Source organism: Halomonas sp. C10-5 (assembly GCF_057169305.1).
Genome location: NZ_CP175665.1, coordinates 1,180,202 through 1,206,630, shown reverse-complemented (window position 1 = coordinate 1,206,630; position 26,429 = coordinate 1,180,202). Strand labels below are relative to the sequence as shown.

The 26,429-nt window shown below is 66.2% G+C and carries 24 protein-coding genes, 1 pseudogene and 1 riboswitch; of the genes and pseudogenes, 9 read left to right on the top strand and 16 right to left on the bottom strand.

Features of this window, described 5'->3' with window-relative positions; genetic code table 11:
• Positions 1–261: 261 nt before the first annotated feature.
• Together ACJ7IV_RS05675 and dkgB are read left to right on the top strand one after the other, a co-directional pair.
• Entirely contained in the window at positions 262–1,254 is a 993-nt protein-coding gene (locus ACJ7IV_RS05675) for a hypothetical protein (RefSeq protein WP_483866156.1), read from the top strand.
• Positions 1,255–1,367: 113 nt separating this feature from the next.
• Positions 1,368–2,171 carry a 2,5-didehydrogluconate reductase DkgB gene (gene dkgB / locus ACJ7IV_RS05670; RefSeq protein WP_483866155.1) on the top strand — a complete coding sequence of 268 codons (804 nt, stop codon included), beginning with the start codon at positions 1,368–1,370 and terminating at the stop codon, positions 2,169–2,171.
• A 19-nt stretch (positions 2,172–2,190) separates the two neighbouring features.
• Here dkgB and ACJ7IV_RS05665 read toward each other — a convergent pair whose 3' ends face one another.
• The 7 genes from ACJ7IV_RS05665 to ACJ7IV_RS05635 all read right to left on the bottom strand — a co-directional run bounded on the left by ACJ7IV_RS05665 (position 2,191) and on the right by ACJ7IV_RS05635 (position 10,339).
• Positions 2,191–2,979 (bottom strand): ABC transporter ATP-binding protein, encoded by a 789-nt coding sequence (locus ACJ7IV_RS05665; protein ID WP_483866154.1) that lies wholly within the window; start codon positions 2,977–2,979, stop codon positions 2,191–2,193.
• A complete protein-coding gene (locus tag ACJ7IV_RS05660) occupies positions 2,979–3,944 on the bottom strand; it encodes a FecCD family ABC transporter permease (RefSeq protein ID WP_483866153.1) in 966 nt (321 codons plus the stop codon). Before ACJ7IV_RS05660 ends, ACJ7IV_RS05665 begins: the two co-directional genes overlap by 1 nt.
• Positions 3,944–4,852: a cobalamin-binding protein gene (locus tag ACJ7IV_RS05655; RefSeq protein WP_483866152.1), complete on the bottom strand. Its 909-nt coding sequence runs from the start codon at positions 4,850–4,852 to the stop codon at positions 3,944–3,946. Before ACJ7IV_RS05655 ends, ACJ7IV_RS05660 begins: the two co-directional genes overlap by 1 nt.
• The gene (locus ACJ7IV_RS05650) at positions 4,852–6,732 is read right to left on the bottom strand and encodes a TonB-dependent receptor domain-containing protein (RefSeq protein ID WP_483866151.1); all 1,881 of its coding nucleotides are present in this window, start codon (positions 6,730–6,732) and stop codon (positions 4,852–4,854) included. Before ACJ7IV_RS05650 ends, ACJ7IV_RS05655 begins: the two co-directional genes overlap by 1 nt.
• Before the next feature lie 136 nt (positions 6,733–6,868).
• Positions 6,869–7,112: riboswitch (cobalamin riboswitch) on the bottom strand.
• Between the two features lie 70 nt (positions 7,113–7,182).
• Positions 7,183–7,638, bottom strand: a complete 456-nt coding sequence (locus tag ACJ7IV_RS05645; protein ID WP_483866150.1) for a hypothetical protein — start codon at positions 7,636–7,638, stop codon at positions 7,183–7,185.
• A 28-nt stretch (positions 7,639–7,666) separates the two neighbouring features.
• Positions 7,667–8,992: an IS200/IS605 family accessory protein TnpB-related protein gene (locus ACJ7IV_RS05640; RefSeq protein ID WP_483866149.1), complete on the bottom strand. Its 1,326-nt coding sequence runs from the start codon at positions 8,990–8,992 to the stop codon at positions 7,667–7,669.
• 150 nt (positions 8,993–9,142) lie between these two features.
• Entirely contained in the window at positions 9,143–10,339 is a 1,197-nt protein-coding gene (locus ACJ7IV_RS05635; RefSeq protein WP_483866148.1) for an MFS transporter, read from the bottom strand.
• A 189-nt stretch (positions 10,340–10,528) separates the two neighbouring features.
• Here ACJ7IV_RS05635 and ACJ7IV_RS05630 point away from each other — a divergent pair, with 189 nt between their 5' ends.
• The gene (locus tag ACJ7IV_RS05630; protein ID WP_483866147.1) at positions 10,529–10,783 is read left to right on the top strand and encodes a hypothetical protein; all 255 of its coding nucleotides are present in this window, start codon (positions 10,529–10,531) and stop codon (positions 10,781–10,783) included.
• A 54-nt stretch (positions 10,784–10,837) separates the two neighbouring features.
• Here ACJ7IV_RS05630 and ACJ7IV_RS05625 read toward each other — a convergent pair whose 3' ends face one another.
• Positions 10,838–13,414, bottom strand: a complete 2,577-nt coding sequence (locus tag ACJ7IV_RS05625) for an EAL domain-containing protein (protein WP_483866146.1) — start codon at positions 13,412–13,414, stop codon at positions 10,838–10,840.
• A gap of 101 nt (positions 13,415–13,515) precedes the next feature.
• Here ACJ7IV_RS05625 and ACJ7IV_RS05620 point away from each other — a divergent pair.
• Both ACJ7IV_RS05620 and ACJ7IV_RS05615 read left to right on the top strand, forming a co-directional pair.
• Positions 13,516–13,633, top strand: a pseudogene (locus ACJ7IV_RS05620) (IS30 family transposase); the annotation flags it as partial.
• Positions 13,634–14,023: 390 nt separating this feature from the next.
• Positions 14,024–14,626, top strand: a complete 603-nt coding sequence (locus ACJ7IV_RS05615) for a hypothetical protein (RefSeq protein ID WP_483866145.1) — start codon at positions 14,024–14,026, stop codon at positions 14,624–14,626.
• A 106-nt stretch (positions 14,627–14,732) separates the two neighbouring features.
• Here ACJ7IV_RS05615 and ACJ7IV_RS05610 read toward each other — a convergent pair whose 3' ends face one another.
• Positions 14,733–15,041: a hypothetical protein gene (locus tag ACJ7IV_RS05610; protein ID WP_483866144.1), complete on the bottom strand. Its 309-nt coding sequence runs from the start codon at positions 15,039–15,041 to the stop codon at positions 14,733–14,735.
• A gap of 132 nt (positions 15,042–15,173) precedes the next feature.
• On the opposite strand from ACJ7IV_RS05610, the gene ACJ7IV_RS05605 reads away from it, so the two are divergent.
• Complete coding sequence (locus tag ACJ7IV_RS05605; RefSeq protein ID WP_483866143.1) at positions 15,174–15,650, top strand: nucleoside deaminase; 477 nt, start codon at positions 15,174–15,176, stop codon at positions 15,648–15,650.
• Positions 15,651–15,666: 16 nt separating this feature from the next.
• On the opposite strand, the gene ACJ7IV_RS05600 is transcribed toward ACJ7IV_RS05605, so the two are convergent.
• The 6 genes from ACJ7IV_RS05600 to ACJ7IV_RS05575 all read right to left on the bottom strand — a co-directional run bounded on the left by ACJ7IV_RS05600 (position 15,667) and on the right by ACJ7IV_RS05575 (position 23,026).
• A complete protein-coding gene (locus tag ACJ7IV_RS05600) occupies positions 15,667–16,548 on the bottom strand; it encodes an HTH domain-containing protein (RefSeq protein ID WP_483866142.1) in 882 nt (293 codons plus the stop codon).
• 73 nt (positions 16,549–16,621) lie between these two features.
• A complete protein-coding gene (locus ACJ7IV_RS05595) occupies positions 16,622–17,587 on the bottom strand; it encodes a zinc-binding metallopeptidase family protein (RefSeq protein ID WP_483866141.1) in 966 nt (321 codons plus the stop codon).
• Between the two features lie 180 nt (positions 17,588–17,767).
• Positions 17,768–19,579 carry an acyl-CoA dehydrogenase C-terminal domain-containing protein gene (locus ACJ7IV_RS05590; RefSeq protein WP_483866140.1) on the bottom strand — a complete coding sequence of 604 codons (1,812 nt, stop codon included), beginning with the start codon at positions 19,577–19,579 and terminating at the stop codon, positions 17,768–17,770.
• Between the two features lie 250 nt (positions 19,580–19,829).
• Positions 19,830–20,597, bottom strand: a complete 768-nt coding sequence (locus ACJ7IV_RS05585; protein WP_483866139.1) for an SDR family NAD(P)-dependent oxidoreductase — start codon at positions 20,595–20,597, stop codon at positions 19,830–19,832.
• 16 nt (positions 20,598–20,613) lie between these two features.
• Positions 20,614–22,284 (bottom strand): AMP-binding protein, encoded by a 1,671-nt coding sequence (locus tag ACJ7IV_RS05580; RefSeq protein WP_483866138.1) that lies wholly within the window; start codon positions 22,282–22,284, stop codon positions 20,614–20,616.
• 166 nt (positions 22,285–22,450) lie between these two features.
• Positions 22,451–23,026 carry a TetR/AcrR family transcriptional regulator gene (locus ACJ7IV_RS05575; RefSeq protein WP_483866137.1) on the bottom strand — a complete coding sequence of 192 codons (576 nt, stop codon included), beginning with the start codon at positions 23,024–23,026 and terminating at the stop codon, positions 22,451–22,453.
• A 157-nt stretch (positions 23,027–23,183) separates the two neighbouring features.
• Between ACJ7IV_RS05575 and ACJ7IV_RS05570 the strand changes: the two genes are divergently transcribed.
• Both ACJ7IV_RS05570 and ACJ7IV_RS05565 read left to right on the top strand, forming a co-directional pair.
• Entirely contained in the window at positions 23,184–24,371 is a 1,188-nt protein-coding gene (locus tag ACJ7IV_RS05570; protein WP_483866136.1) for an acetyl-CoA C-acyltransferase, read from the top strand.
• Positions 24,371–25,147 (top strand): alpha/beta fold hydrolase, encoded by a 777-nt coding sequence (locus ACJ7IV_RS05565; protein ID WP_483866135.1) that lies wholly within the window; start codon positions 24,371–24,373, stop codon positions 25,145–25,147. The genes ACJ7IV_RS05570 and ACJ7IV_RS05565 overlap by 1 nt, the downstream gene beginning before the upstream one ends.
• 17 nt (positions 25,148–25,164) lie before the next feature.
• Here the strand turns inward: ACJ7IV_RS05565 and ACJ7IV_RS05560 are convergent, their stop codons facing one another.
• Complete coding sequence (locus ACJ7IV_RS05560; protein ID WP_483866134.1) at positions 25,165–25,401, bottom strand: hypothetical protein; 237 nt, start codon at positions 25,399–25,401, stop codon at positions 25,165–25,167.
• A gap of 301 nt (positions 25,402–25,702) precedes the next feature.
• Between ACJ7IV_RS05560 and arsH the strand changes: the two genes are divergently transcribed.
• Positions 25,703–26,428, top strand: a complete 726-nt coding sequence (arsH, locus tag ACJ7IV_RS05555; protein WP_483866133.1) for an arsenical resistance protein ArsH — start codon at positions 25,703–25,705, stop codon at positions 26,426–26,428.
• The last annotated feature ends 1 nt before the right edge of the window (position 26,429 follow it).

Sequence of the window (26,429 nt, the reverse complement as noted above, 5' to 3'; positions counted from 1 at the left end):
CCCCCTAGCTTCTCCCCTCCTAGCATCGTCTAGTCGATGTACCGGATTTCCTGATGTGACCGTATTGTGACTCAGGCGGTTGACGCTCCCCGGACCCGATGCGGCGCAAGATGCGCGTAACGCTCCATCATCGTGATGCTGGACATCTCGCCACAACCGGTACCGATACCATTTCGGCACAGGAAATGCGCCGAATTACCGAGGTCATGAAGGGCTGGTTCGGATAGACTGCCGTGAACGTATTCACGCGAGATCCTAGAGATGAGAAAGGCGCTCATCGCCCTTGCCGCATCGCTGAGCCTGATGCCCCATGCCCAGGCCGACACTCAGATGCCCCATGACGATAGCGACCTGCCCGAATGGGCGGAAAAGCGTATCGGCCCCTTCCACGCCACCATGACCGACTGGGTGGATGGCACGTCCCGCAGCATCGACGGCTTCTTCGGTACCACCGACGCGCTGACCGTGGACTCCGACTCCTACCTGCGCATCAGCCAGGAGTTCGCCTGGAAGGAGGGCGAGGAGTTCGACCAGGACCTGGGCGCCCGCTTCCGCCTCGACCTGCCCACCACCGAGGAGCGCCTGCGCCTGATCATCGAGAGCGAGCCGGAGGAGACTCGCGGCACTCTCGGCGAACAGGAGTCCTCGCTGACCGACGACCGCGTCGACAGCATCGAGGACGTGCTGGTGGGACTGCGCACCATGGGGGAAGGCGACCGCACCCGGGAGTGGAACACCGAGCTCGGCGGCGGCGTCAAGCTCCGCCTGCCGCTGGAGACCTACGCCCGCGTCACCTCCGAACGGCTGTGGACCCTGGACGACGGCCCCTGGCAGCTGCACAGCGACAACCGCTTCTCCTGGTTCAACGACGACGGCTACTCGGCGCGCACCCGCTGGGATCTGGGCCGCCCGGTGGACGAGAAGCGTCACTTGCGCTTCATCAGCAACGCGCAGTGGCGTGAGGAAGTGGACACGCTGGAGTTCAGCCAGACTGCCGAACTCAACCAGCGCATCAGCAGTCGCAGCGTGCTGCGCTACTCCGCCGTGGTGCTGGGCGAGAGCCTCTCCCACACCACCATCGAGGACAGCTACCTGCAGCTGCGTTTCCGCCGCGATATCCACAAGGGCTTCACCTTCCTCGACGTCGCCCCGGCGCTGCACTTCCCTCGCGAGGTCGACCGTGACCCACGCTGGGCACTGACCCTGCGGGTCGAGATGTACTTCCGCCGCTTCATCGATCAGGTCTCGCTCTAGACTCGAGTGCGCCATGATAGCGACGCGGCCTTGAAGGAGCGGGACCGAGCCCCAAGGTGAAAAGGCAACGGCTCGCCGCGGCGGGCCCGCCATCCATCGACAAGGAGTCGCCCATGACGCGCATTCCCAATCCCGGTTTCGGCACCTTCCGCCTGGAAGGCGAGGTCCTCAAGGAGAGCGTGAAGAGCGCCCTGGCGGCAGGCTATCGGCATGTCGACACCGCCCAGTTCTACGGCAACGAGGCCGAGGTCGGCGAGGCGCTACGCGAAAGCGACATACCACGCGAGGAGATCTTCCTCACCACCAAGGTGTGGCACGACCGGCTGCGCCCCGGCGATCTGGAGGCCAGCGTCGACGAGAGCCTGGATCGGCTCGACACCCCCTACGTCGACCTGCTGTTGATCCACTGGCCCTCACCGGACGGCGAGGTGCAGATGGACGACTACCTGAACGCACTCAAGGCGGTGCAGGATGCCGGCAAGGCGAAGCATATCGGCGTTTCCAACTTCACCCGCGCCCACATCGACCAGGCGATCGCGATCCTCGGCGAGGGGACGCTGCTCACCAACCAGGTTGAGGTACACCCCTACCTGCAGAACCGCGAGCTGGTGGCGCACTGCCAGGAGCACGGCATCCAGGTCACCGCCTACATGCCGCTTGCGGTGGGCAAGGTGATGCAGGACGAGACCCTCAAGGCGATCGCCACCGACCACGGCTCCAACCCGGCCCAGATCGCCCTGGCCTGGATCAAGGCCCGTGGCCTGGTGACCATCCCCTCCTCCACCAAGGCCGAGCATATCCAGAGCAACCTGGCGGCCTTCGACATCACCCTGAGCCAGGAGGAGATGGCCCGCATCGCCGAGCTCGACCGCGGCGAGCGTATCGCCAACCCCGACTTCGCCCCGGCCTGGGACTGACTCGAGCAGTCACACCCCCTCAGCGCGCCGGCACGAACACCGGCGCGCCATCCACCCAGGCGGTGGCCAGCCGCTGGCCATAGAGGCGCTCCAGCGCCTCGGGAACCAGCATTGCCGCCGCCGGCCCCCAGCACGCCTCGCCATCCGGATAGAGCAGCAACAGGTGGTCGCACCAGCGCGCCGCCAGGTTGAGGTCGTGCAGACACATCATCACCGCCCGCCCCTCTGTCGCCTGCTCCCTGAGCAGCGCCATCACCGATGTCTGATGATGCAGGTCGAGGTGGTTGGTAGGCTCGTCGGCGAGCCAGATTGCCGGCGCCTGGGTCAGCACCGTGGCAATTGCCAGGCGCTGACGCTCTCCGCCCGACAGGGTGCTCACCAGACGCTCGGCCAGGTGGGCCACGTCGAGTCGCTCCAGCGCTGCCTCGGCCAGTCGCAGCTCCTCGGCGCCCTCCATCTGCCAGGGAGAGAGCCAGGGGTGACGCCCGATCAGTGCCGTCTCGCGCACCGTGGCGGGGAAGCCATCATGGCGCTCCTGGAACACCAGCCCCAGGCGCCTCGCCACCTCGCGGCGGCGCAGCGCAGCCAGGGGCCGTCCATCGAGGCACACCTCACCACGACACGGCGGGCGTAGTCCGGCCAGGGTGTGCAGCAGGGTGGTCTTGCCGGCACCGTTGGGCCCCAGTACGCCCCATACCTGCCCCGCCTCGACACCCAGGTTCAAGGCGCTGCCATCCTCGCGCCCCGGTACGTCGATCACCAGCTCACGGGCCGCCAGGGCCGACGTTGACTTGGCAAGATCGCCCATCAGGATCCCCGGTAGAGCAGGTAGAGGAAGGTCGGCACGCCAAGCAGAGCGGTGATCACTCCCACCGGCAGCTGCTCAGGGGCAATCACGGTACGCGCCAGGGTATCGGCGAGCAACAGCAGGGTGCCACCGGCCAGGGCACAGGCGGGCAGGATCAGGCGCTGGTCGTTGCCCAGCGCCAGGCGCAGCATATGCGGCACCACCAGGCCCACGAAGCCGATACTGCCGGCGCCGGTAACCGCCGCGGCAGTGAGCAGGCTGGCCGCCAGGTAGAGGCTCCACTCCAGCCGCCGTACCGACACACCAAGGGCAGCGGCCTGCAGCGGCCCTCGCGCCAGCACGTTGAGGTGGCGCCCAAGAGGCACCACCAGCAGGCAGGCGCCAAGCAGCAGCGCCAGCAGCGGCCAGGGGGAGCCAGCATGGGCGAGATCGCCCATCAGCCAGTAGAGCATGCCCGGCAGGCGCTCGACGGGGCTAACCGCCAGCATCAGCGTGATCAGCGCGCCCCAGCCAGCCGCCACCACCACCCCGGTGAGCAGCAGCCGCGACGGCGTCCAGCCGCCACGCCCGTGGGCCAGGCCGAACACCAGCAGGGTCGAGACCAGGGAACCGACGAAGGCCGAGCCCGAGATCACGAGCCCGCCGACTCCCGCCAGCATGGCCATCAGCGCCCCCACCGCGGCCCCCCCGGAGAGCCCCAGCACGTAGGGGTCGGCCAGCGGGTTGCGCAGCAGCACCTGCATCAGCGCCCCGGCCACGGCGAGCAGCCCGCCCACCGCGAAGGCGGCAAGCGAGCGTGGCAGGCGCAGCTCCAGGATCAGGGTGCGCGAGAGCGCCTCGCCTCCGCCGCCCAGGGTGGCCAGGATCTCCCCGGGCGCCAGGCTCACGCTGCCCAGCGCAACGGAAAGCACCAGCGCCACCAGCGCGGCCAGCGCCAGCAGCCCGAGGGGGCGAAGCAGCGCCATCACTCGACCGCCTCCCCGCGCCGTTCACGGGCCTCGTCGAGCAGCTCGCAGACCCGCCGACTGCCCTCCAGCAGTCGCGGAGTGGGCCGCTGGATCAGCGACGGCGGCACGAAGAAGAGGTTGTCGCGTGCGACCGCGGTGAGACCCGGATAGCCACGCCAGCGATCCAGCCAGTCGCGATTGTCCTCGCCCCGGCCACCGGCGAGGATCACCTCCGGGTTAGCCGCCAGCAGGGCCTCCTCGTCCAGGCGAGGCGCCAGGCGCTCGAGCCCGCCGAACAGGTTGAGGCCACCGCACAGCCGCAGCACCTGGCCGATCCAGTGCTCGTCGTTGATGGTCATCAACGGCTGGTCCCACACCTGGTAGAAAACCGACACCGGCGTGGCCTCGGCGTAACGCTCGGCAAGCGCCGCCATGCCCTTCCGGAAGCGCTCGGCTTCGGCCTCGCCCGCCTGCCGGGTACCGGCCAGGTGCGCCAGTTGCTCGATGGAACCGCTCACTTCGGCGAAGGTGCGCGGCTCGATATAGAAGACCGGCATGCCCAGCGTGTCGAGACGCTCGAGCTGCTCGGCGGGGTTGCCGGTGACCCAGCCGATCACCAGATCGGGCTTGAGCGACAGCAGGCGCTCCAGGTCGAGCCGGCTGTGGCTGCCGACCCGGGCAATCTTGCTAGCTTCGGGGGGATAGTCGCTGTGGTCGACGACAGCCACCACCCGTTCCCCGGCTCCGGCGGCGAAGGTAAGCTCGGTGGCCCCCGGTGACAGCGCAGCGATGCGCGAGGCGGGCTCATCCAAGCACACCTCGCGCTCCAAGGCATCCACGGCACACACCTCGGCCCGAGCCTGGGCCGCCGCCAAGGGCAGCAGCGCCAGACCGCTGAGGAGTAGTAGAAAGAGTCGATTTATCATCACTGCCCGAAGTGCACGCTAAGGAAGGCGCTGCGACCGGCGTTGATATAGTCGAATGGAATGCTCGCCCAGGTATCAGGATCGAGGTCCGATCCCTGGGCCGTGGCATACTCCTTGTCCATCACATTCTCCACGGTGGCACGCAGCGACCATAGCGGCGCAAACTGCCAGCCGGCGCGCAGGTTGACGATACCGTAGCCGGGCAGACGCTGCTGGTTGGCGCTATCGTTGTAGCGGTGATTCTGGGCGACCCAGGATGCGCCCATTGACCAGTCACCCAGCTCACGATCGATATCGACACGCAGGCCTTCGCTGGCGCGGCGTGCCAGTCGATTGCCGGTCTCGCGATCCTCGGGGTCGATCCAGGTGAGTGCCGTCGCCAGTGTCCAGTCATCGATCTCGACGCCTGCCGAGAGCTCGACCCCACGAATACGAGCCTCGTTGACGTTGACCGGTCGGAAGCTGGCATCTGGAGCGATCAGGTTCTCCACTTCGGTCTGGTAGGCGGCGAGATCCCAGAACCAATTCGAATACTGGCCACGAACACCCAGCTCGAAAGTCTCGGAAGTCTCGGCTTCCAGATCCGGATTGCTGGACCCCATAAACGGGAAATAGAGTTCGTTGAAGGTGGGAGCCCGAAAGGCCGTTCCGTAGCTGGCCCGGGCGACATGGCGATCATCCAGGGCATAGCCCAATGCCAGGCTACCGGTAAGCTCCTCGCCGAATGCCTCGTTGTCGTCGTGGCGCAGGCTGAGCTGGGTGGTCAGCGGCTGGAAGTCCAGCAGACCCTGGGCGAACACTGCGCGGTTGTTACGACTCTCCTCGTCGTAGCTGAGCCCCGAGGTCTGGCTATCGCCAAGATCATCCTCGCTGTACTCGGCACCAATCACCACCTCATGGGGGCCGAATGCCAAGGTGTTCTTCCAGTTGGCGGCGCGGGTTCGAGTCTCGAACAACGAGGTATAGGACGGTGCCACGGTATCGCGCTCATCGCGAGCCTCACTCAGGCTGACACGGCTCGACCAGGTATCCGTCACCGGAGCTTCTGCATAGACCGCCGCGACCTGCTGAACGATGTCGTCCTCGGCAGGGCCCGAAACGTCGTATTCCGTATTTCCCCGTCCACGCAGCGCCAGCATGCCCACCTCGGCGCCGCCGTCGAAGGTATGCGAGAGCCGCACCAGCCCGGTGGTGTTGTCATAGCCCTTGTCGTCACCGTCGCGGCGTACCGGTTGTCCCTCGGTATCGAAGCGGCTGGCGGCGAAGTGGTAGCGAGTGCCGCCCTCGGCGCCAGAGAGGCTGGCGCTGTAGCGCTGGGAGTCGAAGGAGCCACCTCCGAAGGAGAATCGCGGCGTGGGCCCACCCTCCCCTTCCGGGGTGAAGAGCTGGATCACCCCACCCACCGCATCGGCGCCATAGAGGCTGCCGCGGGGGCCACGCACGATCTCGGCGCGCTCGAACATGCGTGGGTCGAGGAACTCCCAGGCCGCCCCGCCACTGGTGGCGGAGCGCAGGCGAATGCCGTCGATCAGCAGCACGTTGGCATTGCTGCCAGTACCACGCATAAAGACGCTGCTCTGCTTGCCAAAGCTGCCCTGGGTGGTCACATCCACCCCCGACTGGCCGCGCAGCAGATCGGTCAGGCTCGTCGGATCCTGGCGACGCAGGGTGGCCTCATCCAGCAGGGTCACCGAGGCCAGGCTCTCGTCGGCAGTGCGCGGCGCCAGGGCCGCAGTAACTACCATGGGGTTCAGGGTCTGGGGAGCGTCGGCACGGTCGGCCGCCTCGTCCTGTGCCGAGGCGGCGTGGGAGATGACGGCCAGCGGCAGTGCGGCCAGGGCAAAACCCCTCAGGCCACGGAAGACATGCGAAGTGTTCATTTTCTGTCCCTTGCTCGCCGTGCTCACCCGCACGGCGCTCATTCTTTTATGGAGCCGGCGAGAAGAGGCGAGGAAGGGAGGAAGTCGGCGAAAGGAAATGTCGACGCGTGCCCAGCCCCACGACCGCCCTCCGCGATCCGGCATGAGCTCTCGGGCCGGTCTCCGGGCTGACGAGCGAAGGGCTGGCTTGAAGCCTGGCCTGCTTCGGAACCGCCGCCTTCCCATGCCGTCAGGCACAGTGGCGTTGTGGCAGCTCGTATCTCGATCACCGTTGCGGGGGCAGCGTCGGAGTGGCGGGTTGTTGTGAAGAACACCGCGAACCGACTTCCCGTTTACCCGATGGAGCGTCATCCATCGGCACCTGAGAGTGCGCGTAAACTAGCAATCCGGCGGGAGGGCGTCAATTCGCTGGGCCGCCGCTCGATACACCAGCGCGGTGCCCCGCACCAGTTACTTTACCTTGTCCTTCCACATGGCATGGCAGGTGACGCAGGCGGTATTCAGTTCCTGCAGGGACTGGCTGGCGGCGGGCCAGTCCCGCGCTGCCGCCGCTTCGGCGGTGCCCTCGGAATATTCATCCAGCAGCTTGTCGAAGGAGACCAGGCTGGACTTGAACCCGGCCTGGTCCCCTTCCGCCATGATGGTCCAGGGGTCGTGGCTCGGTGCCGGATGGGTGAGGATGATGTTGGCCCCGCTCTTCACCATCTGCGGATTCTGCCGCAGGATGCCTTCAAGCATCAGGCCGGAGGCGCCGCCCATGACCTCCATCAGCTCGCGATAGGTCATGTCTGCACGCTCCATGCCGGCCACCAGGCCTTCGGCGGTGCCCTCCTGAGCCTGGGCACCACCCACCAGCAGGGCCAGGGTGGCAGCGATCAGCGATGTGGTCCTGGCAAGGGATGTCATCGGTCTCTCTCGTGAACACTCCCACGCATCATGCGACGCATTGATGCGGGGCTTCAGGCTCTCGCCGCCAGAGCGTTGAGAGCGTGACCGGTGTTCTCGGTTTGCCAGGGGAGCTTCTGCCCGCTGACAACTGCCCGTCCTTGCGGCGGGTCAGCTTGTGTTTCCAAGCCCAATAGCGGGCACCGATGTTGTAGCTGGCGTTGAGGTCGGCGTTGTACTGCTTGCCGTTCGGAAAGGTAGCCAGTTCGTGCTGTGCCTTGTCCCGCTTGACGCGACCCGAGCCATCGAAAGCCCAGGAAGACGTGCCCCGGGCATAGACGTAGACAACCCGACCACCCGCCTCGGCCATTTTCTGCTCGATCAGCGTGGCCAGCCAGCGATGCAGCCACTGATGAAAGCGCTGGCGAAGTCCCGACCGCTTCTTGCCAGCCTTGGGGCGCCCGCCCTTCAGGTCTTCCAGCACGATCACATCGGCTCCCTGTGCCAGTGCGAAGTCGACCAGTCGACGGGAGGTCTGCTGGGCGATGTCCTCGTTGATGTGCTGGGCCTTGCGATACCATGTCCGCCCGAACCCTTTCGAGAGCCTGGCGGTCTTGCGCGCCTTGCGGCGAATCAGCGTGGCGCGCTTGTCGCGACGGTCTATGTCCGCGGCGGGGTGGAAGAATCCACGCGCTGCGACAGTGCCGTCCGGTGTCACGATGCTGGCCGTGGCCAGCGTATTGATCCCCACGTCCACGGCGCATACGCGCTGCTGGTCAGGGAGGGATTGAGGCGCCAACGCCACCGGCACCGCCAGGTGGCAGCGTCGATTGAGCACCAGGGTGGGCGACTTCACCGTGCCGAGAAGATGGCGCTGACGTACCGCCTTGATCGCCACGTTATGCCACAGCCACTCCTTGCCATCCCACAGCTTCAGGCTGGCGGTGGTGAAGTCGGCATCGAACTTGACCAACTGCCCGCGATACATCGCCGGATAGCAGCCGGCCACGGGGTTGAAGCGCGGTGGCTGGGCATTTTTCCGCTGGCGATCTCCCGACTGCCAGGCCCAATAGCGGGTCAGGTAGCTCGATACCTGGCCCTTGACGAACTCGATGGCGGCTCGGCGCAGGTAAGACGGAAACTTATAGAAACGCTTGGCGAAGTAGTGGTGGCGAGGCGAGGGATTTTTACTGGTGGGGTGCATCAGCCGCTCCACGGCAGCGGCAAAGCTGGAGGCCTGCTGCAGCGACGGCCAGTTGGCCAGGACCACCACCGACAACGCACGGCAGAACTGACGGTACTCCGCCAGCGTCAAACGCATCAGGTGTCGCTGCTGCGTCGTGGCTTGTAGTGGCCACTTGTCCGTGCGAATCATGGTTCGAGTCATGGAAAAAGCCTAAGCCATTACCTGATATTTACCCAGTATTTGCCTTGACGTTCGCCAAGGCTCGCCGCTTAACTAGCGCATCACGCTTCGCGTCGATACGTAGGATGCGCGGCTGACTGGCTCAATGTGACGGCATGCTCAGGCGCATGCTTCTGTCGCTTCCGCCGGCCATAGCCTCGCGGCCAGCAGGGTGGCAGCCAGGGCCAGGATGGCCAGGACCGCGAAGGCGGGCATCATGCCCAGGGCGCTACCCAGCCAGCCGGCCAAGGGATAGGCCACCAGCCAGCAGGCGTGGGAGAGCGAGAACTGGGCGGCGAACAGTGCCGGGCGCTCCTCCGCCGTACAGGATTGCTTGAGCAGCCGGCCGGTGGGGGTCATCACCATCGAGGCACCGGCGCCCAGCACGAACCACAGCAGCAACAACCCCACGAAGCCGGGCGCCATCAGCCCCGCCAACAGGCTGGCACTCATCAGCAGACCACCCGCCAGCATCACCGGGCGCTGCTCCAGACGCTCCAGCAGCCTGGGCAGGCTGAGCGCGACGACCATGGAGCCACCACCTGCGGCAGCAAAGGCGATAGCCACCTGGGTCTCCCCCAGGCCGAGCCCATGGCGCACGTAGACCACGGTATTGACGATCTGCATGGCCCCGGCCGCGGCCACCGCCATGTTGAGGGCCAGCAGTCCGCGCAGCCGCGGGGTGCCGAGATAGCGACTCATGCCCCGGGTCAGCCTGACCCAGACCCCGCCGCCGGTCGGCTGAGGATGCGGCGAAGGCAGCGACACGCTGACCACCAGCAGCGCCGAGAGCAGGAAGGCCGTCGCATTCAGCACGAACAGCAGGTTGAAGGAGATCACCACCAGCAGCAGCGCGGCAACCAATGGGCTCAGCAGGTTCTCCAGGTCATAGGCCAAGCGTGACAGGGAGAGCGCGCGGGTGTAGCGCCGTTCATCCTCGAAGATATCGGGAATCGTGGCCTGGAAGACCGGTGTGAAGCCAGCCGAGCAGGCGTTGAGAAGGAAGATCAGAAGGTAGACCTGCCACACCGCGGTGACGAACGGCAGGCTCACCACCACCGCGGCGCGCAGCAGGTCGAGGGTGACCAGCAGGGCGCGCCGTGGCAATCGGGTGGCATAGGCACCCACCATCGGAGCGATGCCCACATAGGCGATCATCTTGATGGCCAACGCCGTGCCCAGCACCTCCCCGGCACGCTCCCCGGCCAGTTCGCTCGCCAGCAGCGCCAGGCCGACCGTGGTCAGCCCGGTGCCGATCAGGGCGATCACCTGTGCGGAGAACAGGTGGCGATAGCGACGGTCGCGAAACAGCTCCATACCGATCCTCTTGGCGTGGGGTGACCAATGACCACCCGCAGGCATCTCGACTCACACCCTCCCTGAGGGGATACGGATAGCCTAATTCCGGTCGTGTGAAGGATAATTGATACTGGGCAAGTGAAGACGATTTCGCCCATCATGTCGTCAGGGCCAATGGCCTTGCCACCCATTCACAAGGAGAGGTGTATGAAATCCCTGTTCCGAGCTGCCGCCGCGCTGTTGGCGGTCATTGTCCTCTCGGGCTGTGCGGTCTACGCCGATGGCTACAGTTATCGCACCGGATATGAGCGCAGCCAGGGGGTGCCAAGCGGTCACCTGCCGCCTCCCGGCGAATGCCGTATCTGGTATCCTGAGCGGCCGGATGGGCAGCAGCCACCGCCCGGAGACTGCGACGAGCTCCGTTACGAGGTTCCCCCTGGCGCACGCCTGATTCGCGGCTGACGCGCATAAGGAATGGCACCTTATCTAGCCTAGCTGTTTAGTCCCGGGCCTGTTTCAGTGCCCCGTTGCTACCGGCAGTTGCCCGGGCAGTTTCAGGACAGCTTCCCGGGACATCGGCCTCGCGAAATAATAGCCCTGCAACAGGTCGCAGTTGCGGCGGACCAGGTCCTGCTGCTGGTCCCACGCCTCGATGCCCTCGGCGACCACCACCAGGTCCAGGTGGTGCGCCATGGTGATGATCCCCTGCACGATTGCTGCGTCGCTGCGTTTGGTCCCGATATCCTTGATGAAGGCACGGTCGAGCTTGAGCTTGTGGATAGGCAGGTCACGCAGGTAGCTAAGGCTGGAAAAGCCGGTGCCGAAATCATCCAATGCGACACGAATACCCATCGCCTTGAGCTCGTTGATGAGTTCGATGGCCGGCTCGGCGCCGTCGATCAGCACGCTCTCGGTGACCTCCAGTTCCAGCAACTCGGGCGGGAGGCCAGCATCGTCTAGTGCTGTCCTAACATCCTCCAGAAAACCAGTACGGCGGAACTGCAGCGAGGAGATGTTCACGGCAACCGGTCCCGCAAGCCCACCTCTGTCACGCATGGCAGCGGCGTCCTGACAGGCGCGACGCAGGATCCAGCGCCCCAGTGGGATGATCTGACCGGTCTGCTCGGCCAGCGGAATGATTACCCCGGGTGAGATCATCCCACGTTCGGGGTGGTGCCAGCGGATCAGTGCCTCCAGCCCTCGGATACGACCGTTCACCGCTTCCACGATAGGCTGGTAATGGAGCTCGAACTGGTCATGCCGCAACGCCGTGTGCAGGTCATGGCGTAACAGCACAGTCTCCTTGGTGATCCGTTGCTGGTCACCTTCATACCAGTGCCAGGTGTTGCGTCCCTGCTGCTTGGCGTCTGCCACCGCCAGATCGGCGCGCTGCATCAGCTGGTAGGCATAGTCCACACGTTCGCAGTTGCAGGAGATGCCAATGCTGGCACTGATGTGCAACGGCCTGCCTTCGACCATGAAAGGTTGAGAAATCGTGTTCAATATCCGCTCGGCCATCTCGATACCTGCCTGGCGCCCGTCGAGGTCGGGAAACAGCAGGGCGAACTCGTCACCGGTCACGCGTGCCAGAGTATCGTCAGTCCCCACCACCTGACGCAGACGTTCACCGACGGCAACCAGCAGCTGGTTGCCGATGTGGTAACCCAACCCATCATTGATCGTCTTGAAGCCGTCCAGGTCGAGGTGCATCACTATCAACAGCCCCGATGCTTCCTGGATCTGCTCGAAAGATGTCTCCAGGCGCTCATCGAATACCGCACGGTTGGGCAGGCCAGTCAACTGGTCATGCAGCGCCTGATATGCGAGTTGGGCCTCCTGCTCACGATGTTGGGTGATGTCCTGTTGGATGCCGATGTAGTGGGTGCAGTTTCCCTCCTCATCGAACACCGGGCTCAACGAGAGATGGTTCCAGAAGGTCGTGCCATCCTTGCGGTAATTGAGCAGCGGAACATCCACAGGCTGCTGCTCGGTGAGGGCCTGATGGAGGGCGGTAATGGCCTCGGGGTCGGAATCCGGACCCTGAAGGAAGCGGCAGTTGCGGCCTAGCACCTCCTCCGGGGCATATCCCGTGAGTCGATAGAAGGCGTCATTGGCATATACCAGAGGTATGTCGGGCTCAGCCGCATCGGCCATGACCACGCCATTGGGTGTGGCCTGTATGCCACGCTCCAGCAGCCGGCGCGCTTCTTCTTCCTGCTTGCGCGCGGTGACGTCGCGGCAGATGCCGTACACCCCGACCACCTCACCATCCACCGAGACAGGAAAGTTCAGGATCTCTAGTCGATAGGAGTGTCCGTCGCGATGGACGCCGACGGTTTCGTACTGGTGTGCTCCCCCTTCCCTGGCGATATCGAATCCCGCCTGGGTATGTTCCCTGAAGGCCGGCTCGATGAACTCATTGAAATGGCGGCCGATCAGCGCTTCCTCGGGATATCCCGTAATGCGCGTCAGCGCCGCATTGCCCCGCTGGAAGCGCCCCTCCATATCGAACTCGTAGACCCCATCGGGGTGGTTCACGAACAGCGAGCGGTGCCATTCGGCCAAGGCGCGATGGTTGCTGGCATCACGGTCGCGCAGGATCGCAAGGGCTACCAGCGCCGCGGCCTGCTTCATGCGTCGGCGACTCGCCTCGGTAGGGTGATTGGGATCGCGAAAGTAGATACCGAAGGTGCCCAGTAGCTCACCTTCGGCGGTCAGAACCGGGGTCGACCAACAGGCGCGCAGTCCCTCGCACTGGGCGGCGTCGCGGAACGCCGCCCAGCGCGGGTCGGTGAGGATATCCTCAGTGTTCACCGGCTCGCGACAGTAGGCCGCGCAGCCGAACGAGCCCACATCGGGACCAATGGGCACCGCCTGGAGGTGGTCCTGGTAGGCTTGCGAGAAGCGCTGGTTGGGAATGAGGCTGAGCGTCTGACGCCTGGTATCGAAGCGCATGAAGGCGGGCACGCCATCCGGCAGCAACACCTCGATCCAGCGTGCGATGGCGTCCAGGGTCTCCTCGAGCGGGACCTGCTGAGCAATCCGCTCGTGAACCTCCTGCTGCGCCTCCATCAGGGCCAATTCATCAAGCACTTCAACCGCTCCATGTCCATGTCTCCGGGTTGTTAAGCGACGTCCTTTGTCGCCTGTCAATATAGCGAATGGTGGATGAATAACCAGAAACGGGCAAGATGGTCAAGAAGCTGAATGAGTGCCCCCGAAAGCGTCTCAGCTTTCGGACACCGGCGCAGGTGTTCATAGGGAAAATACTCAGGAGCCTTGGATACCGCAGGTGCTGCGTTTATTACTTGAATTCAGGGTCAAAACCAGACATCAGAAATCCAAAATAAAACCGGCGTTTTTCCGAAACGGGAGCGTCGCCCGTGCTCCGAGAAAACGCCGGTGAAGCGTTGCGTCTGCTGAGTCTCGTCATCATCCTGCATCCCTGCCCCCTGCGCCGGCCTTTTGCGGGCCTTGCTCTCCTGCCAGCCATTCCAGCCTAGCTCAGGGGGCTTCGGACTGCCACGCCTGCCCTGTCCACGAACCAGGGTGCTCAATGAGCACCGGCACACGGGGTCTCCGCTGGCTATATTGATAGGGATGGACCGCCCTTCGCGCCTGGCCTGCCTCACCGGCAGCAGCGCATTCGTACCGGGCGCCAGCAGCAAGCAGGCCTGCCCGGTTCACCTGGAGGATCACGAAATGAGTGGCATCCTGCGGGGCGGCGTCATCGCCATCGGGCTTTTGGCAGCAACTCTGTCGAATGCACCACTGATGGCCGACGACACCGAAACGATGATCGAGACACTGCGCACCGCCACGCAGCGCTTCGAAGACGTGAACGTAGCCCTGGCGGAAGGCTATGTGCCGGATCCCTCCGGCGAGTGCGTGAAAGCCGGAGCTCATGGCCTGCCGCCAGAACTCGGGCACATGGGCATCCACTACCTGCGCCCTGACCTGCTGGGCCTCACCACCACCGAGCCACGCGTAAACGGCAACGGCACTCATACCGACTTCATGCCCCCCGCCATCCTGCTCTACGAGCCCCAGGCGGACGGGTCCATGGTGCTGGTGGGCATCGAGAACCTGGTGTTCGCGCGGGCCTGGCAGGAGGCCGGCAACGATGAGCCACCAAGCTTGCTGGGCCGCCGCTGGGACTACATGGCCGATGACCCAGTCATCCCCGGCGACCAGGCCCACGGCTTCGAACCCCACTACGACCAGCACGTCTGGTTCCGCGAGAATCCGAGCGGCAACCTGGAGCCCTTCAACCCAGCAGTCAGCTGCGATCTACGCAGCACCTAACCCCATAGGGGAGGCATTACGCCTCCCCTATTCTTTCGCCCGCGATGCCCCGCCGCTAGGTTCCGACGTCAAGCCGATAGCCCAGTGCCTCGAGCCGGTGACGTTGTCACGTGATCAAAGCCACACCAGGCCCATAGATGTCTTCGGGATTACCCGCCAGCACCGCCATACCGGCCTCGTCATCGGCGTGCAGAAGGTGCTCGCCGCAGTGCCGGCATCGCCAGACTTCAAGGTCGCTCCCCTCTGCCGATACCTCTAGCTCGCTGGCGCCCTGAGCGAGCTGGATTGCGGCCAGGGGCCAGAGGCTCACGGGCTCACCCTCGGTATCCCGGCCTTGGCCGAGGGAGCCGCCGCACACCAGCAGCGAGACGGCACCGCAGCCGCAGTCGAGTTGCACATAGGGTCCATTGCTCATGTTTGGCTCCTCGGGAAGGGGGTGGCCACAGTGTGGCAGCCGCAGGCGACCCTGCCGAACCGGGACCCGGCTTGGCCAGCGCCGGGCGTGGAGTATGCTGGTGGCTCACACGGAACCCAAGGAGCCCTGATCATGATCGACGACACGGACATGACCCACCTGGAGCGCTGCGTGGCACTGGCGGAGAAGGGCCTGGAGGCGGGCGACGAGCCGTTCGGCTCAGTGCTGGTGAGCGGCGACGGCGAGGTGCTGGCGGAGGACCACAACCATGTGGCCGGCGGGGATGCCACCCAGCACCCGGAGTTCTTCCTGGCACGCTGGGCCACGGAGCACCTGACGCCAGAGCAGCGCGCCAGGGCCACGGTATACACCTCGGGCGAGCACTGCCCCATGTGCGCGGCAGCCCACGGCTGGGTAGGCCTGGGACGGATCGTCTACGCCAGCTCCTCGCAGCAGCTCATCGGCTGGCTCGAGGAGATGGGCGTTGCGCCGGCGCCGGTGGCCCCGCTGCCGATACGGCAGGTGGTGCCGAACGCGGCGGTCGAGGGGCCGGTGCCGGCCTTCGCCGAGCGGATCCGCGAGCTGCACCGCCGTCTGCACGGCGCCTGAGGGTCTCGCTGCCGGCTCAGCCGCTGGCCAGGGCCTGTTGCACGAAAGCCTCACAACGCTGATGGGCCGCGCGCTGGCTTAACCCGGCCCAGTAGGCCTCGAACTCGGGGCGCCGCGGCAGGGTGCCGAACTGCATACCCCAGCCGATGTGAGAGCCCACGTAGACATCGGCCGCGCTGAAAACATCGCCGGCAATGTAGGACTTTCCCGCCACGGCGCCGGCCAGGGCTTCCACCAGCGTCCAGTAGTCGCCGCAGCCCAGCCGCATCTTTTGCTCCGCCGTGGGCTGCACACCCAGGTCATTGAGGGCTATTGCGCTCTCCAGCGGCCCGGCTGCAAGGAAGAGCCAGCGGTAGTAGTCGCCCCTGGCAGACAGCGGCGGCGCCAGCCCCGCCTCGGGGAAGGCATCCGCCAGATAGGCACAGATCGCCGCGGCCTCGGTGACCACGGTGTCGCCATGGCGGATGGCGGGCACCTTGCCCAGCGGATTGATCGCCAGATAGTCAGGAGCCTTCATGGCGGCACCGTACTCGAGGGCCACCATGCGGTAGTTGACGCCGAGCTCCTCCAGCATCCAGTGGACGATGCCGCCCCGCGACAACGGGTTGGTGTAGAAGACCAGCTCGGCGGGCGCCGCCTCGGACGAGGCACCCTCGGTGTGCTGGCTCCCTTCGGGTTCCCCCAGTGCCGGCGGCGGCAGCGTCACCTCGGGCGGCAGCACATACCCCTCGCCGGGCTGGTTGACCACCTCGATACCCACCGCGCGCAGCACGGCGATCTCCTGGTAGAGCGTGCGCAGCGAGATGCCCAGCGCCTCGGCAAGCTCGGGACCGGGTACGGGCTCCTGACGGTGGCGCAGCTGGCGAATCAGCTGCTGCAGGCGGATGGATCGAGACATGGACGATTCCTCCTGAAGTGGTCGACATGCGACGGAGCGTCAAAACGATCAGCATGCCTCGACCGATGTCGGTTCACAGACCCTGAGCACCGCGACGCAGCCAGTCATGCACAAAGACCAGTTTCTGGCGTGCGGCATCCGAGAGCACGAAGGGATAGAGGTCGGAGAGTCCCATGGAGCGATTGACGTGGTTGACTCCCGCCACCAGGCTTGCCGCGACATGGATCAGGCGCTCGGCGTCGGGCTCCATGTAGGGGTCCCAGTGGGGACTCGGCAGCTCCGGCGAGGAGAGGCCAGCCGCCACGAAGCTATCCGTGATATCGGTGAGATGCAGCAGGTGGGCGGCGGTCTCGGCCCAGTCCTCGTGGGGATGCGCCGAGGCATAAGCGGTCAGGAAACTCGACTGCCAGCCGGGTGGTGGACCGTCGTTGAAGTACTGCTGGAGCGCTCTGGGGTAGTCCACTCGCTCGTCGCCGAACATGTTGCGGAAGGCATCAAGGAAGTCCTCCCGCAGGCTGAGCCGCCACCAGAGCATATGCGAGATCTCGTGGCGCATATGGCCGATCATGGTGCGGTAAGGTTCTTCCAGGGCCTCCCGACGCGTGGTGCGCAGCACCGCATCCGCCTCGGCCACGCTGATTGTCACCACCCCCCCGGCATGACCCATGGCCACCGGGGTCGGACCTTCGGCCAGCATATGAAACACCGGCGGAGCACCGGGATCCTCGGGCCGGAACCAGTGCCAGCGCCCCAGGTTGTCGAGCACCCAGCGCTTGGCGGCCTCGGTCTGCGCCCAGTTCGGCATGGCATCGGGGATGGCGGGATCCGGCGCCAGTGCGGTCATGGCGCAGGAGCGGCAGAAGGCGCCCTGTTTCGGGGCGATCCAGTTGCAGCCGATGACCTCACGATTGACGCAGAACGGCGGCATGGGCAGAAACGCCCTGGCCTGTGGGTCATAGGCGACGGGCGTGCCGTCGGCGGTGGCGAGGTTATCGAACCAGAGGGACCCGGCACCGACCGGGTTGGCAAAGACACGCATGAGGCAGTCACTCCGCTGTTACCGCAAGGCAGATGGCCCGACGCTCTACTCCGCATCGTCCTCCTTACTCGTCAGCGGAGCAAACTCCCTCCGTAGCATGCTGTTCAACGCGAACAAGGCGGCGAGGGAAGCCCCCGCCGCCTGTCGTTCGCCGTTATGAACGCAAGTCCATAAATCGACTCAGATTTCAAACCCCAGGCCGAAGTCCTCGGCGCTGATCGCCATCAGCGGCTCGGCGCCGGCCTCGATGGCTCCCTTGTGGGCGCGGGTGCGTGGCACCAGCCGCTGGTAGAAGAAACGTGTGGTATCGAGCTTGGCACGGTAGAAGGCGCCCTCCTCGGTGCCTTCGGCCAGCGCCGCCCTAGCCTGCTTTGCCGCGCGAGCGAACAGATAGGCCAGGGTCACGTAGCCGGAGTACATCAGGTAGTCGACGCTGGCCGCGCCCACCTCCTCGCGGTCGGTCATCGCTTTCATGCCGATAGCCATGGTCATCTCGCCCCACTCGGCGTTGAGCTTGGCCAGCGGGCGCACGAACTCGGCCAGCTCGCTGTTGCCCTCCTCGGCCTGGCAGAACTTGTGGATCTCCTTGGTGAACACCTTGAGGCTCTCGCCCTGGCTCATCAGCACCTTGCGGCCCAGCAGGTCGAGGGCCTGGATGCCAGTGGTGCCCTCATAGAGGCGGGTGATCCGCGCATCGCGCACCAGCTGCTCCATACCCCACTCCTGGATGAAGCCGTGGCCGCCGAACACCTGAACGCCCTCATTGGTGGCCTCGAAGCCCGCCTCAGTGAGGAACGCCTTGACGATCGGAGTCAGCAGGCCCAGCAGGGTCTCGGCGCGCTCTTTCTCGGCAGCATCCGTGCCGTGCTCGACGATATCGATCATCTGCGCGGTGTAGAGCACCAGCATCCGGCCACCCTCGGCGAAGGCCTTCTGGGTCAGCAACATGCGGCGCACGTCCGGGTGGACGATGATCGGGTCGGCGGCCTTCTCCGGCGCCTTGGGTCCGGAGAGCGCACGCATCTGCAGGCGGTCGCGGGCATAGGCCAGGGCGTTCTGGAAGCTTGCCTCGGTGAGGCCCAGTCCCTGGATGCCGACGCCGATGCGGGCAGCGTTCATCATGGTGAACATGCAGGCCAGGCCCTTGTTGGGCGCGCCTACCAGGAAGCCTTTCGCCGCATCGAAGTTCATTACGCAGGTGGCGTTGCCGTGGATGCCCATCTTGTGCTCCAGCGACCCGCACACCACGCCGTTGCGCTCGCCCGGGTTGCCGTCGGCATCGGGCAGGAACTTGGGTACCACGAACAGCGATATGCCCTTGGAACCCTCGGGGGCGTCGGGCAGCTTGGCCAGCACCAGATGGACGATGTTCTCGGCCAGGTCGTGCTCACCCGCGGAGATGAAGATCTTGGTGCCGGTGATGTCATAGGCGCCGTCATCGGTGGGCACCGCACGGGTCTTGATCAGGCCGAGGTCGGTGCCACAGTGGGGCTCGGTCAGGCACATGGTGCCGGTCCAGGTGCCCTCCACCAGCTTGGTCAGGTAGGTGGCCTGCTGCTCCTCGGTGCCGTGGTGGCGCAGGGCGTCGGCGGCGCCGTGGGAGAGCCCCGGATACATGCCCCAGGCCAGGTTGGTGGAGCAGATCATCTCGTTGAGCACCATGGCCAGCGAGTGTGGCAACCCCTGGCCGCCGTGGGCGGGGTCCGCAGCCAAGCTCGGCCAGCCGCCCTCCACGAACTGGGCATAGGCCTCCTTGAAGCCCTTCGGCGCCTTCACCTCACCACCCTCCAGCAGGCAGCCCTCCTGGTCGCCACTCTGGTTGAGCGGCAGCAGCACCTCGCGGGCGAAACGCCCGCCCTCCTCCAGGATGGCCGCCACCACGTCGGGGCTGGCCTCCTCGCCACCAGGCAGGCTGGCGTAGTGGGCCGGGTAGTCCAGCAGCTCGTCCATGACGAAGCGGATATCGCGCAGGGGGGCCTGATAGTCGGGCATCTCAACTCTCCAATTCCACGCCTGGCCACGAGAAGTGTCGCCAGCGGTCAGTCACGAAAAGTGGCGACGGCCACTTTCAAACATGCGTTTGAAATTACGCGCGCAAGAATGGGGAGTCAAGCGTTCGTTTAAATTCCAGCCTCAAGCGACAAGGCGCAAGGGATGCCACCCATGAGCAAAATGAAAAAAGGAGCAAGCCAAGGGGTTTCCTTGAAGCTTGCTCCTTGTGGCTTGCAGCTCGCCGAAGGCCCTACTGCATGCGAATCCCGCCGTCCAGGCGGATCACCTCGCCGTTAAGCATGGGGTTGGTGATGATCTGCTCGGCCAGGCGGGCGTACTCGTCGGGCTTGCCGAGCCGCTTGGGGAAGGGCACGGCGGCGGCCAAGGCTTGGGCGGCCTCGTCGGGGATCTCACTCATCATCGGGGTCTCGAACACGCCGGGGGCGATGGCCATCACGCGCACGCCGTGGCGCGAGAGCTCACGTGCCGCCGGCAGGCTCATGCCCACCACCCCGGCCTTGGAGGCGCTGTAGGCGCACTGCCCCACCTGGCCGTCCATGGCGGCAATGGAGGCGGTATTGATGATCACCCCGCGCTCGCCATCCTCGCCCGGGGCGTTCTTCGCCATGGCGGCGGCGGCCAGGCGCATCACGTTGAAGGTGCCCACCAGGTTGATCTGGATGGTGCGGTTGTAGGCCTCGAGGTCGGCAGGGTTGCCCTCGCGGTCGACCAGCTTGGCCACGCTGACCACGCCGGCGCAGTGCACCACACCGGAGAGGCCGCGCTCGCCGCCGAGGGCGACGGCGGCCTCCACCGCGGCCTGGATGTCGTCGCCAGAGGTGACATCGCCGCGCACCGCCCGGGCGGCGTCGCCCAGGCGCTCGGCGTGGGCCTGGACGGCGTCGCTGAGATCGCAGAGCACCACCCGGCCGCCGCCGGCGACCAGTCGCTCCGCGGTGGCCGCCCCCAGCCCGGAGGCGGCACCGGTGATCAGGAAGGTATTGTCCTTGACTTGCATATCGGGTTCCTCGGAGTTACTGGGCCGGTGCCTCGGTCTTGTCGACGGCATCGGCGCGCAGCTTGAAACGCTGGATCTTGCCGCTCGGCGTCTTGGGCAGCTCCTCGACGAACTCGATCACCCGCGGGAAGGCGTGTGTAGAGAGCCGCTCACGTACCTGCTTGCGGATCGCTTCGGCCAGTTCGTCGCTGGCCTCGAAGCCCTCGCGCAGCACCACATAGGACTTGATGATCTCGCCGCGGATCTCGTCGGGCTGGCCCACGGCGGCGGACTCGGCCACCGCCGGATGGGTCATCACGCTGTTCTCCACGTCGGTGGGGCCCACACGGTAGCCGGCGGTGGTGATGATGTCGTCGTCACGGCCGGCAAACTGGAAGGTGCCATCCTCGTTGCGGATCACCACGTCGCCGGTCAGGTAGTAGCCCTCGGCGAAGGGGTGCTTCTCCTGCCAGGTGTAGCCGGGGAAGAAGTGCGCCGGGGAGTTCGCGATGTCCACGGCGAGCACACCCGGCTCACCCGGAGGCAGCTCGTTGTATTCGGCATCGAGGATCGCCAGGCGGTAGCCGGGCATCGGCACGCCCATGCCGCCGACGTGCTTGGGGTGGGCCAGCGCATGGTGGTTGTTGCAGGTCATGCCGGTCTCGGTCTGGCCGTAGTGGTCCATGACCGGACAGCCCAGGGAGCGCTCCACCCAGGTGACCACTTCGCTGTTGAGCGGCTCACCGGCGGAGCTCGCCGCGCGCAGCTCCAGGGTCTGGTGGGCGTCATCGAAGAGGCCCGAGGCCTTCATCAGCCGATAGGCGGTGGGTGCGGCAGCAAAGTTGGTGATGCGATGGCGCTTCATGAAGTCAAGCGCCCCCTCGGCGCTGAAGCCCGCCTCGCAGAAGTGGGTGGTCACGCCCAGCAGCAGGGGCCCGGTGATGGCGTAGTAGAGGCCGTAGGCCCAGCCCGGATCGGCCATGTTCCAGAAGCGGTCGGTGTCACGCAGGTCGACGGCCAGCTCCATATAGAGGGCGAAGGCCGGCATGGCGGCAAGCGGCACGGCCACTCCCTTGGGCTTGCCCACGGTGCCGGAGGTGAACATCTGCAGGAAGGGGGCGTCGCGACCCAGGCGCGGCGGCGTGGCCTCGATGGGCGCATGCGCCAGGGCATCGGCCCAGTCGAGGTCCTCCCCGTGGTCGGCGCTGGGCCCGCCCACCGCCAGCACCGGCGGGCACTGGGAGAGGCCATCAAACTTGAAGCGGTTGGCGTGATCGGTGATCACCAGCCGGGTGTCGGCGCGGCCCAGGCGGTAGTCCACGGCATCGGGGCCGAAGGCGGTGAACAGCGGCTGGTAGACGGCGCCGATGCGCCAGGTGGCCAGGATCGCCACCAGCAGCTGGGGCGAGCGCGGCAGCATGCAGGCGATGCGGTCGCCCACGCCCAGGCCGCGCTCGGCGAACCAACCGGCGAGTCGGGCACTCTCGGCCTCGAGCTCGGCGTAGCTCATCCGGTTGACGTTGCCCTGGGTATCCTCCTGGACCAGGGCCAGCACCTCGCCGCGTCCGGCGCGCAGGTGGCGGCCGCAGCAGGACTCGAAGGCATTGGCCTTGCCGTCCTGATGATCGTCGAGCCGGGCGATGACGTCATCGATGGAGAAACGCTCCAGATAGTCACGGTACTCTGGCATGTGGGCTTGCGTGCTCATGGGCTGTCCTCGTTGGAAGGTTTGTGGTTGTTATGGTTTGCAGTTAACGTAAGCGTAAACCTATCAAGCGCTAGGTTTACGCTAGCGAGTCGGACCGCACAGGGCAAGGGCAGTGAACAGGAGAAGCGACTAGACGTTGGTCGAGCCGGCGCGGGATGCGCCGGTTTCAGCCGGTCGGGGCGGAGCGAGTGATCATGGCGACCAGCTCGTCGGCGAGCTCGTCGGGGGTGCGCGGCCCTTTGGGGTCATACCAGCGCACCGTCCAGTTGAGCGCTCCCATCACGAAGCGCGAGACAAGGAAGCGGTCACCATGGACCAGCCCCTCAGCCAGGGCCTCGTCGATCACTTCCTCCCACAGCGCCTCGTAGGCGTCGCGCAGGTGGCTCAGGTGATCTCGCGCCTCGGGGTCCAAGCGACGCCATTCGTAGAGGGCGACCACATGGGCGTTACGGTCGGTGAGCAGGGTCTCGAGGTGAGCGCGGGCCATGGCGTGCAACCGCGCCGAGGCGCTGCTGTCACAGCGAGCAAGGGCCTCCCGGGCGATGACCAGGGCATTCTCGGTGCCCTCTTCGATCACCGCGGCCAGGATCTCCTGCTTGTCGCGGAAGTGATGGAAGAGGCTGCCGGACTTGATGCCCATCTCCTGGGCCAGCATGCGCACCGTGGTGCGATCGAAGCCCTCCTGGACGAACAGCTGGGCGGCCAGGCGGGTCAGCTCCTTGCGGCGTGGGGATGCATTCATTACATTCATCGACATTTACACTAGCGCTTGCTTGGTTGACCCTGAGAAAAGCACAGCCCCGCCGGTGGGTCAACGCGGCACGGGGCCAGCCGGGACCTCGACCTACAAACACAACGCGGCTCCACCGGGAGTCGCACACCACTCCGGGAGAACCCTCATGAGCCATGCCAACGACATCGTCTTTCTTTCCGCCGCCCGCACCCCCATGGGCGGCATGCTCGGCAGCCTGTCGAGTCTCACCGCCCCCGAACTCGGAGCGGTGGCCATCCGTGCCGCCATCGAGCGTGCCGGCATCAGTGCCGACAGCATCGACGAGGGCATCATGGGCTGTGTGCTGCCCGCCGGCGTCAAGCAGGGCCCGGCCCGCCAGGCCATGCGCCAGGCCGGCATCCCCGACGCCATCGGCGCCACCACCATCAACAAGCTGTGCGGCTCGGGCATGAAGGCCACCATGCTGGCCCACGACCTGATCCGCGCGGGCAGTGGTGAGGTTGTGCTGGCCGGCGGCATGGAGTCCATGTCCAACGCCCCCCACGTGCTTTCCAAGGCGCGCACCGGTTACCGCCTGGGCCATGGCGAGCTCAAGGACCACATGTTCCTCGATGGCCTGGAGGACGCCGAGACCGGCAAGCTGATGGGCGTCTTTGCCCAGGACATCGCTACGGCCCGCGACTACAGCCGTGAGCGCCTGGATGACTTCGCCATCGCCTCCCTCGAGCGCGCCATGGAGGCCACCAACGCCGGCCACCTGGATGCCGAGATGGCGCCGGTTACCATCACCGACCGCAAGGGCGAGACCATCGTCAGCCATGACGAGCAGCCCTTCCAGGCCAAACTCGACAAGATCCGTTCGCTGCGCCCCGCCTTCGCCAAGGAGGGCACCATCACCGCGGCCAACTCCAGCTCCATCTCCGACGGGGCCTCGGCGCTGATCCTGGCCAGCGGCGCCGCCGCCGAGCGTCTGGGCACCAAGCCGCTGGCACGCATGCTGGGCCACAGCACCCACTCCCAGCACCCCAGCGAGTTCACCATCGCCCCGGTGGGCGCCATCGACAAGCTGATGAAGAAGCTCGACTGGACGGTGGACGACGTCGATCTGTTCGAGATCAACGAGGCCTTCGCGGTGGTCACCCTGCTGGCCATGGACGGGCTCGACATCCCCCACGACAAGGTCAACGTCTTCGGCGGCGCCTGCGCCCAGGGCCATCCCATCGGCTCCACCGGCTCACGGATCATCGCCACCCTGATCCACGCCCTGCGCACCAGGGGCGGCAAGCGCGGTATCGCCAGCCTGTGCATCGGCGGCGGCGAGGCCACCGCGGTGGCGGTCGAACTGGTCGACTGATGGAGGCCTTCACCCTCAAGACCCCGGCGGGCGACATCCACGTCGCCCGCTGGCGGCCGTTGGGCACACCACCGGCTGCCAGCCCCATCGTCCTGCTCCATGACTCGTTGGGTTGTATCGCCCTGTGGCGCGACTTCCCTGCCCTGCTCGCCGAGGCCAGCGGCCGCGAGGTGATCGCCTACGACCGGCTCGGCTACGGCGAGTCGGCCCCCTACCCCGGCCCCCAGCCGGCCACCTTCGTCGCCGACGAGGCCAGCGGCAGCTTCGCCACGCTGCGCGAGGCGCTCGCGCTAGAGCGTTTCGTGCTGCTGGGGCACAGCGTGGGCGGCGGCATGGCGGTCGAGATCGCCGGTGCCCATGCCGAGGCCTGCGAGGCGCTGGTAACGGTGGCGGCCCAGGCCACCATCGAGCCGCTCACCCTGGCCGGCATCCGCGAGGCGGAGTCGGCCTTCGCCGAGCCGGGCGCGATGAGGCGGCTCGCGCGTTACCACGGCGACAAGGCCGAGTGGGTACTGAGGAGCTGGGTCGACAACTGGCACTCCGAGGCCTTCGACGGCTGGACCCTCGACGACGCCCTGGCCCGGGTGCGCTGCCCGACCCTGGCGATCCACGGCGAGCACGACGAGTACGGCTCCCTGGCGCAGCCGCGTCGCATCGCGTCCAGGACCCCGGGGCCCGCCGAGCCGCGACTCCTGCCCTGCGGCCACGTTCCCCACCGTGAGTGCCCGGAGGTGCTCGCCGTCCTCGTGGCCAACTTCTTGCCCGACCGGCCATGACCCCTCCGGGGGCCGTCTCAGGCTCCCATCAGCTGCTCCAGCGCAAGGGCAAGCGCCAGGCCCATTGCCAGCATGGGCAGCGACCAGCGATGGAACTCCCACCACAACCCCGGCCGCTTGCCCAGACGCAGGGCGATCAGGTTGGCGAGCGACCCGATGGCCAGACCGAAACCGCCCAGGCTGACGCCCCAGGCCAGCGGGCGCCACTCCTGGGCCACCTCGGCCAGCAGCAGGGTAGCCGGGACGAGACTCATCGCCGCGATGCCATCAGACCGTCGAGGCGCAGGGTCGGGCAGGCGGTCACGGGGGCATCCTCAGGGTCAGGAGGCGGCATGATAGCAGGCCCGCCACTCCCTCAAGGCCAACGCAAGGCATCTCCCCACCCAGGCCCCCCAGCGGGGTCTCGCCGGCCTTCCAGCGCGCCCCGGACCAGCGCAAAGCTCTGGTGTCCGGGTGGTGGCATTGATTACATATGGATTTCCATATATTTTGGAAGATCCTTGAGGAGATTCACCTTCGTGTCCTCCGGGAAGAGGCCCCACAAGGAGACACCCCGTGACGCCCCATCCCCTTGACGACCTGCCCAACATCGACCGCGAGCGCTTCCAAGTGCCCGACGCGGCCAGCCTGGGCATACCCGTGGACCGCGAGCATGCGCCGCGCATCCTGCTGCTCTACGGCTCGCTCAGGCAGCGCTCCTTCAGCCGCCTGGCGGTGGAGGAAGCCGCCAGGCTGCTGCGCGCCATGGGCGCCGAGACCCGCATCTTCGACCCGCGCGGCCTGCCGCTGCCCGACGCCGAGGAGGCGACCCACCACAAGGTGGCGGAGCTGCGCACGCTGGCCGAGTGGGCCGAAGGCATGGTTTGGTGCTCGCCGGAGCGCCACGGTGCCATGACCGGCATCATGAAGGCGCAGATCGACTGGATCCCCCTGGCGCTGGGCGCGGTGCGTCCCACCCAGGGCAAGACCCTGGCGGTAATGCAGGTGTGCGGCGGCTCCCAGTCGTTCAACACGGTCAACCAGCTGCGCGTGCTGGGGCGCTGGATGCGCATGGTGACCATCCCCAACCAGTCCTCGGTGCCCAGAGCCTTCATGGAGTTCGACGACAACGACCGTATGAAGCCCTCGCCCTTCTATGACCGCATCGTCGACGTCATGGAGGAGCTGGTGAGATTCACGCTGCTGGTCCGCGGCCGCAGCGAGGTGCTCACCGACCGCTACTCCGAACGCAAGGAGTCGACCGCCGAGCTCTCCGCCCGGGTCAACCAGCGCACCATCTGAC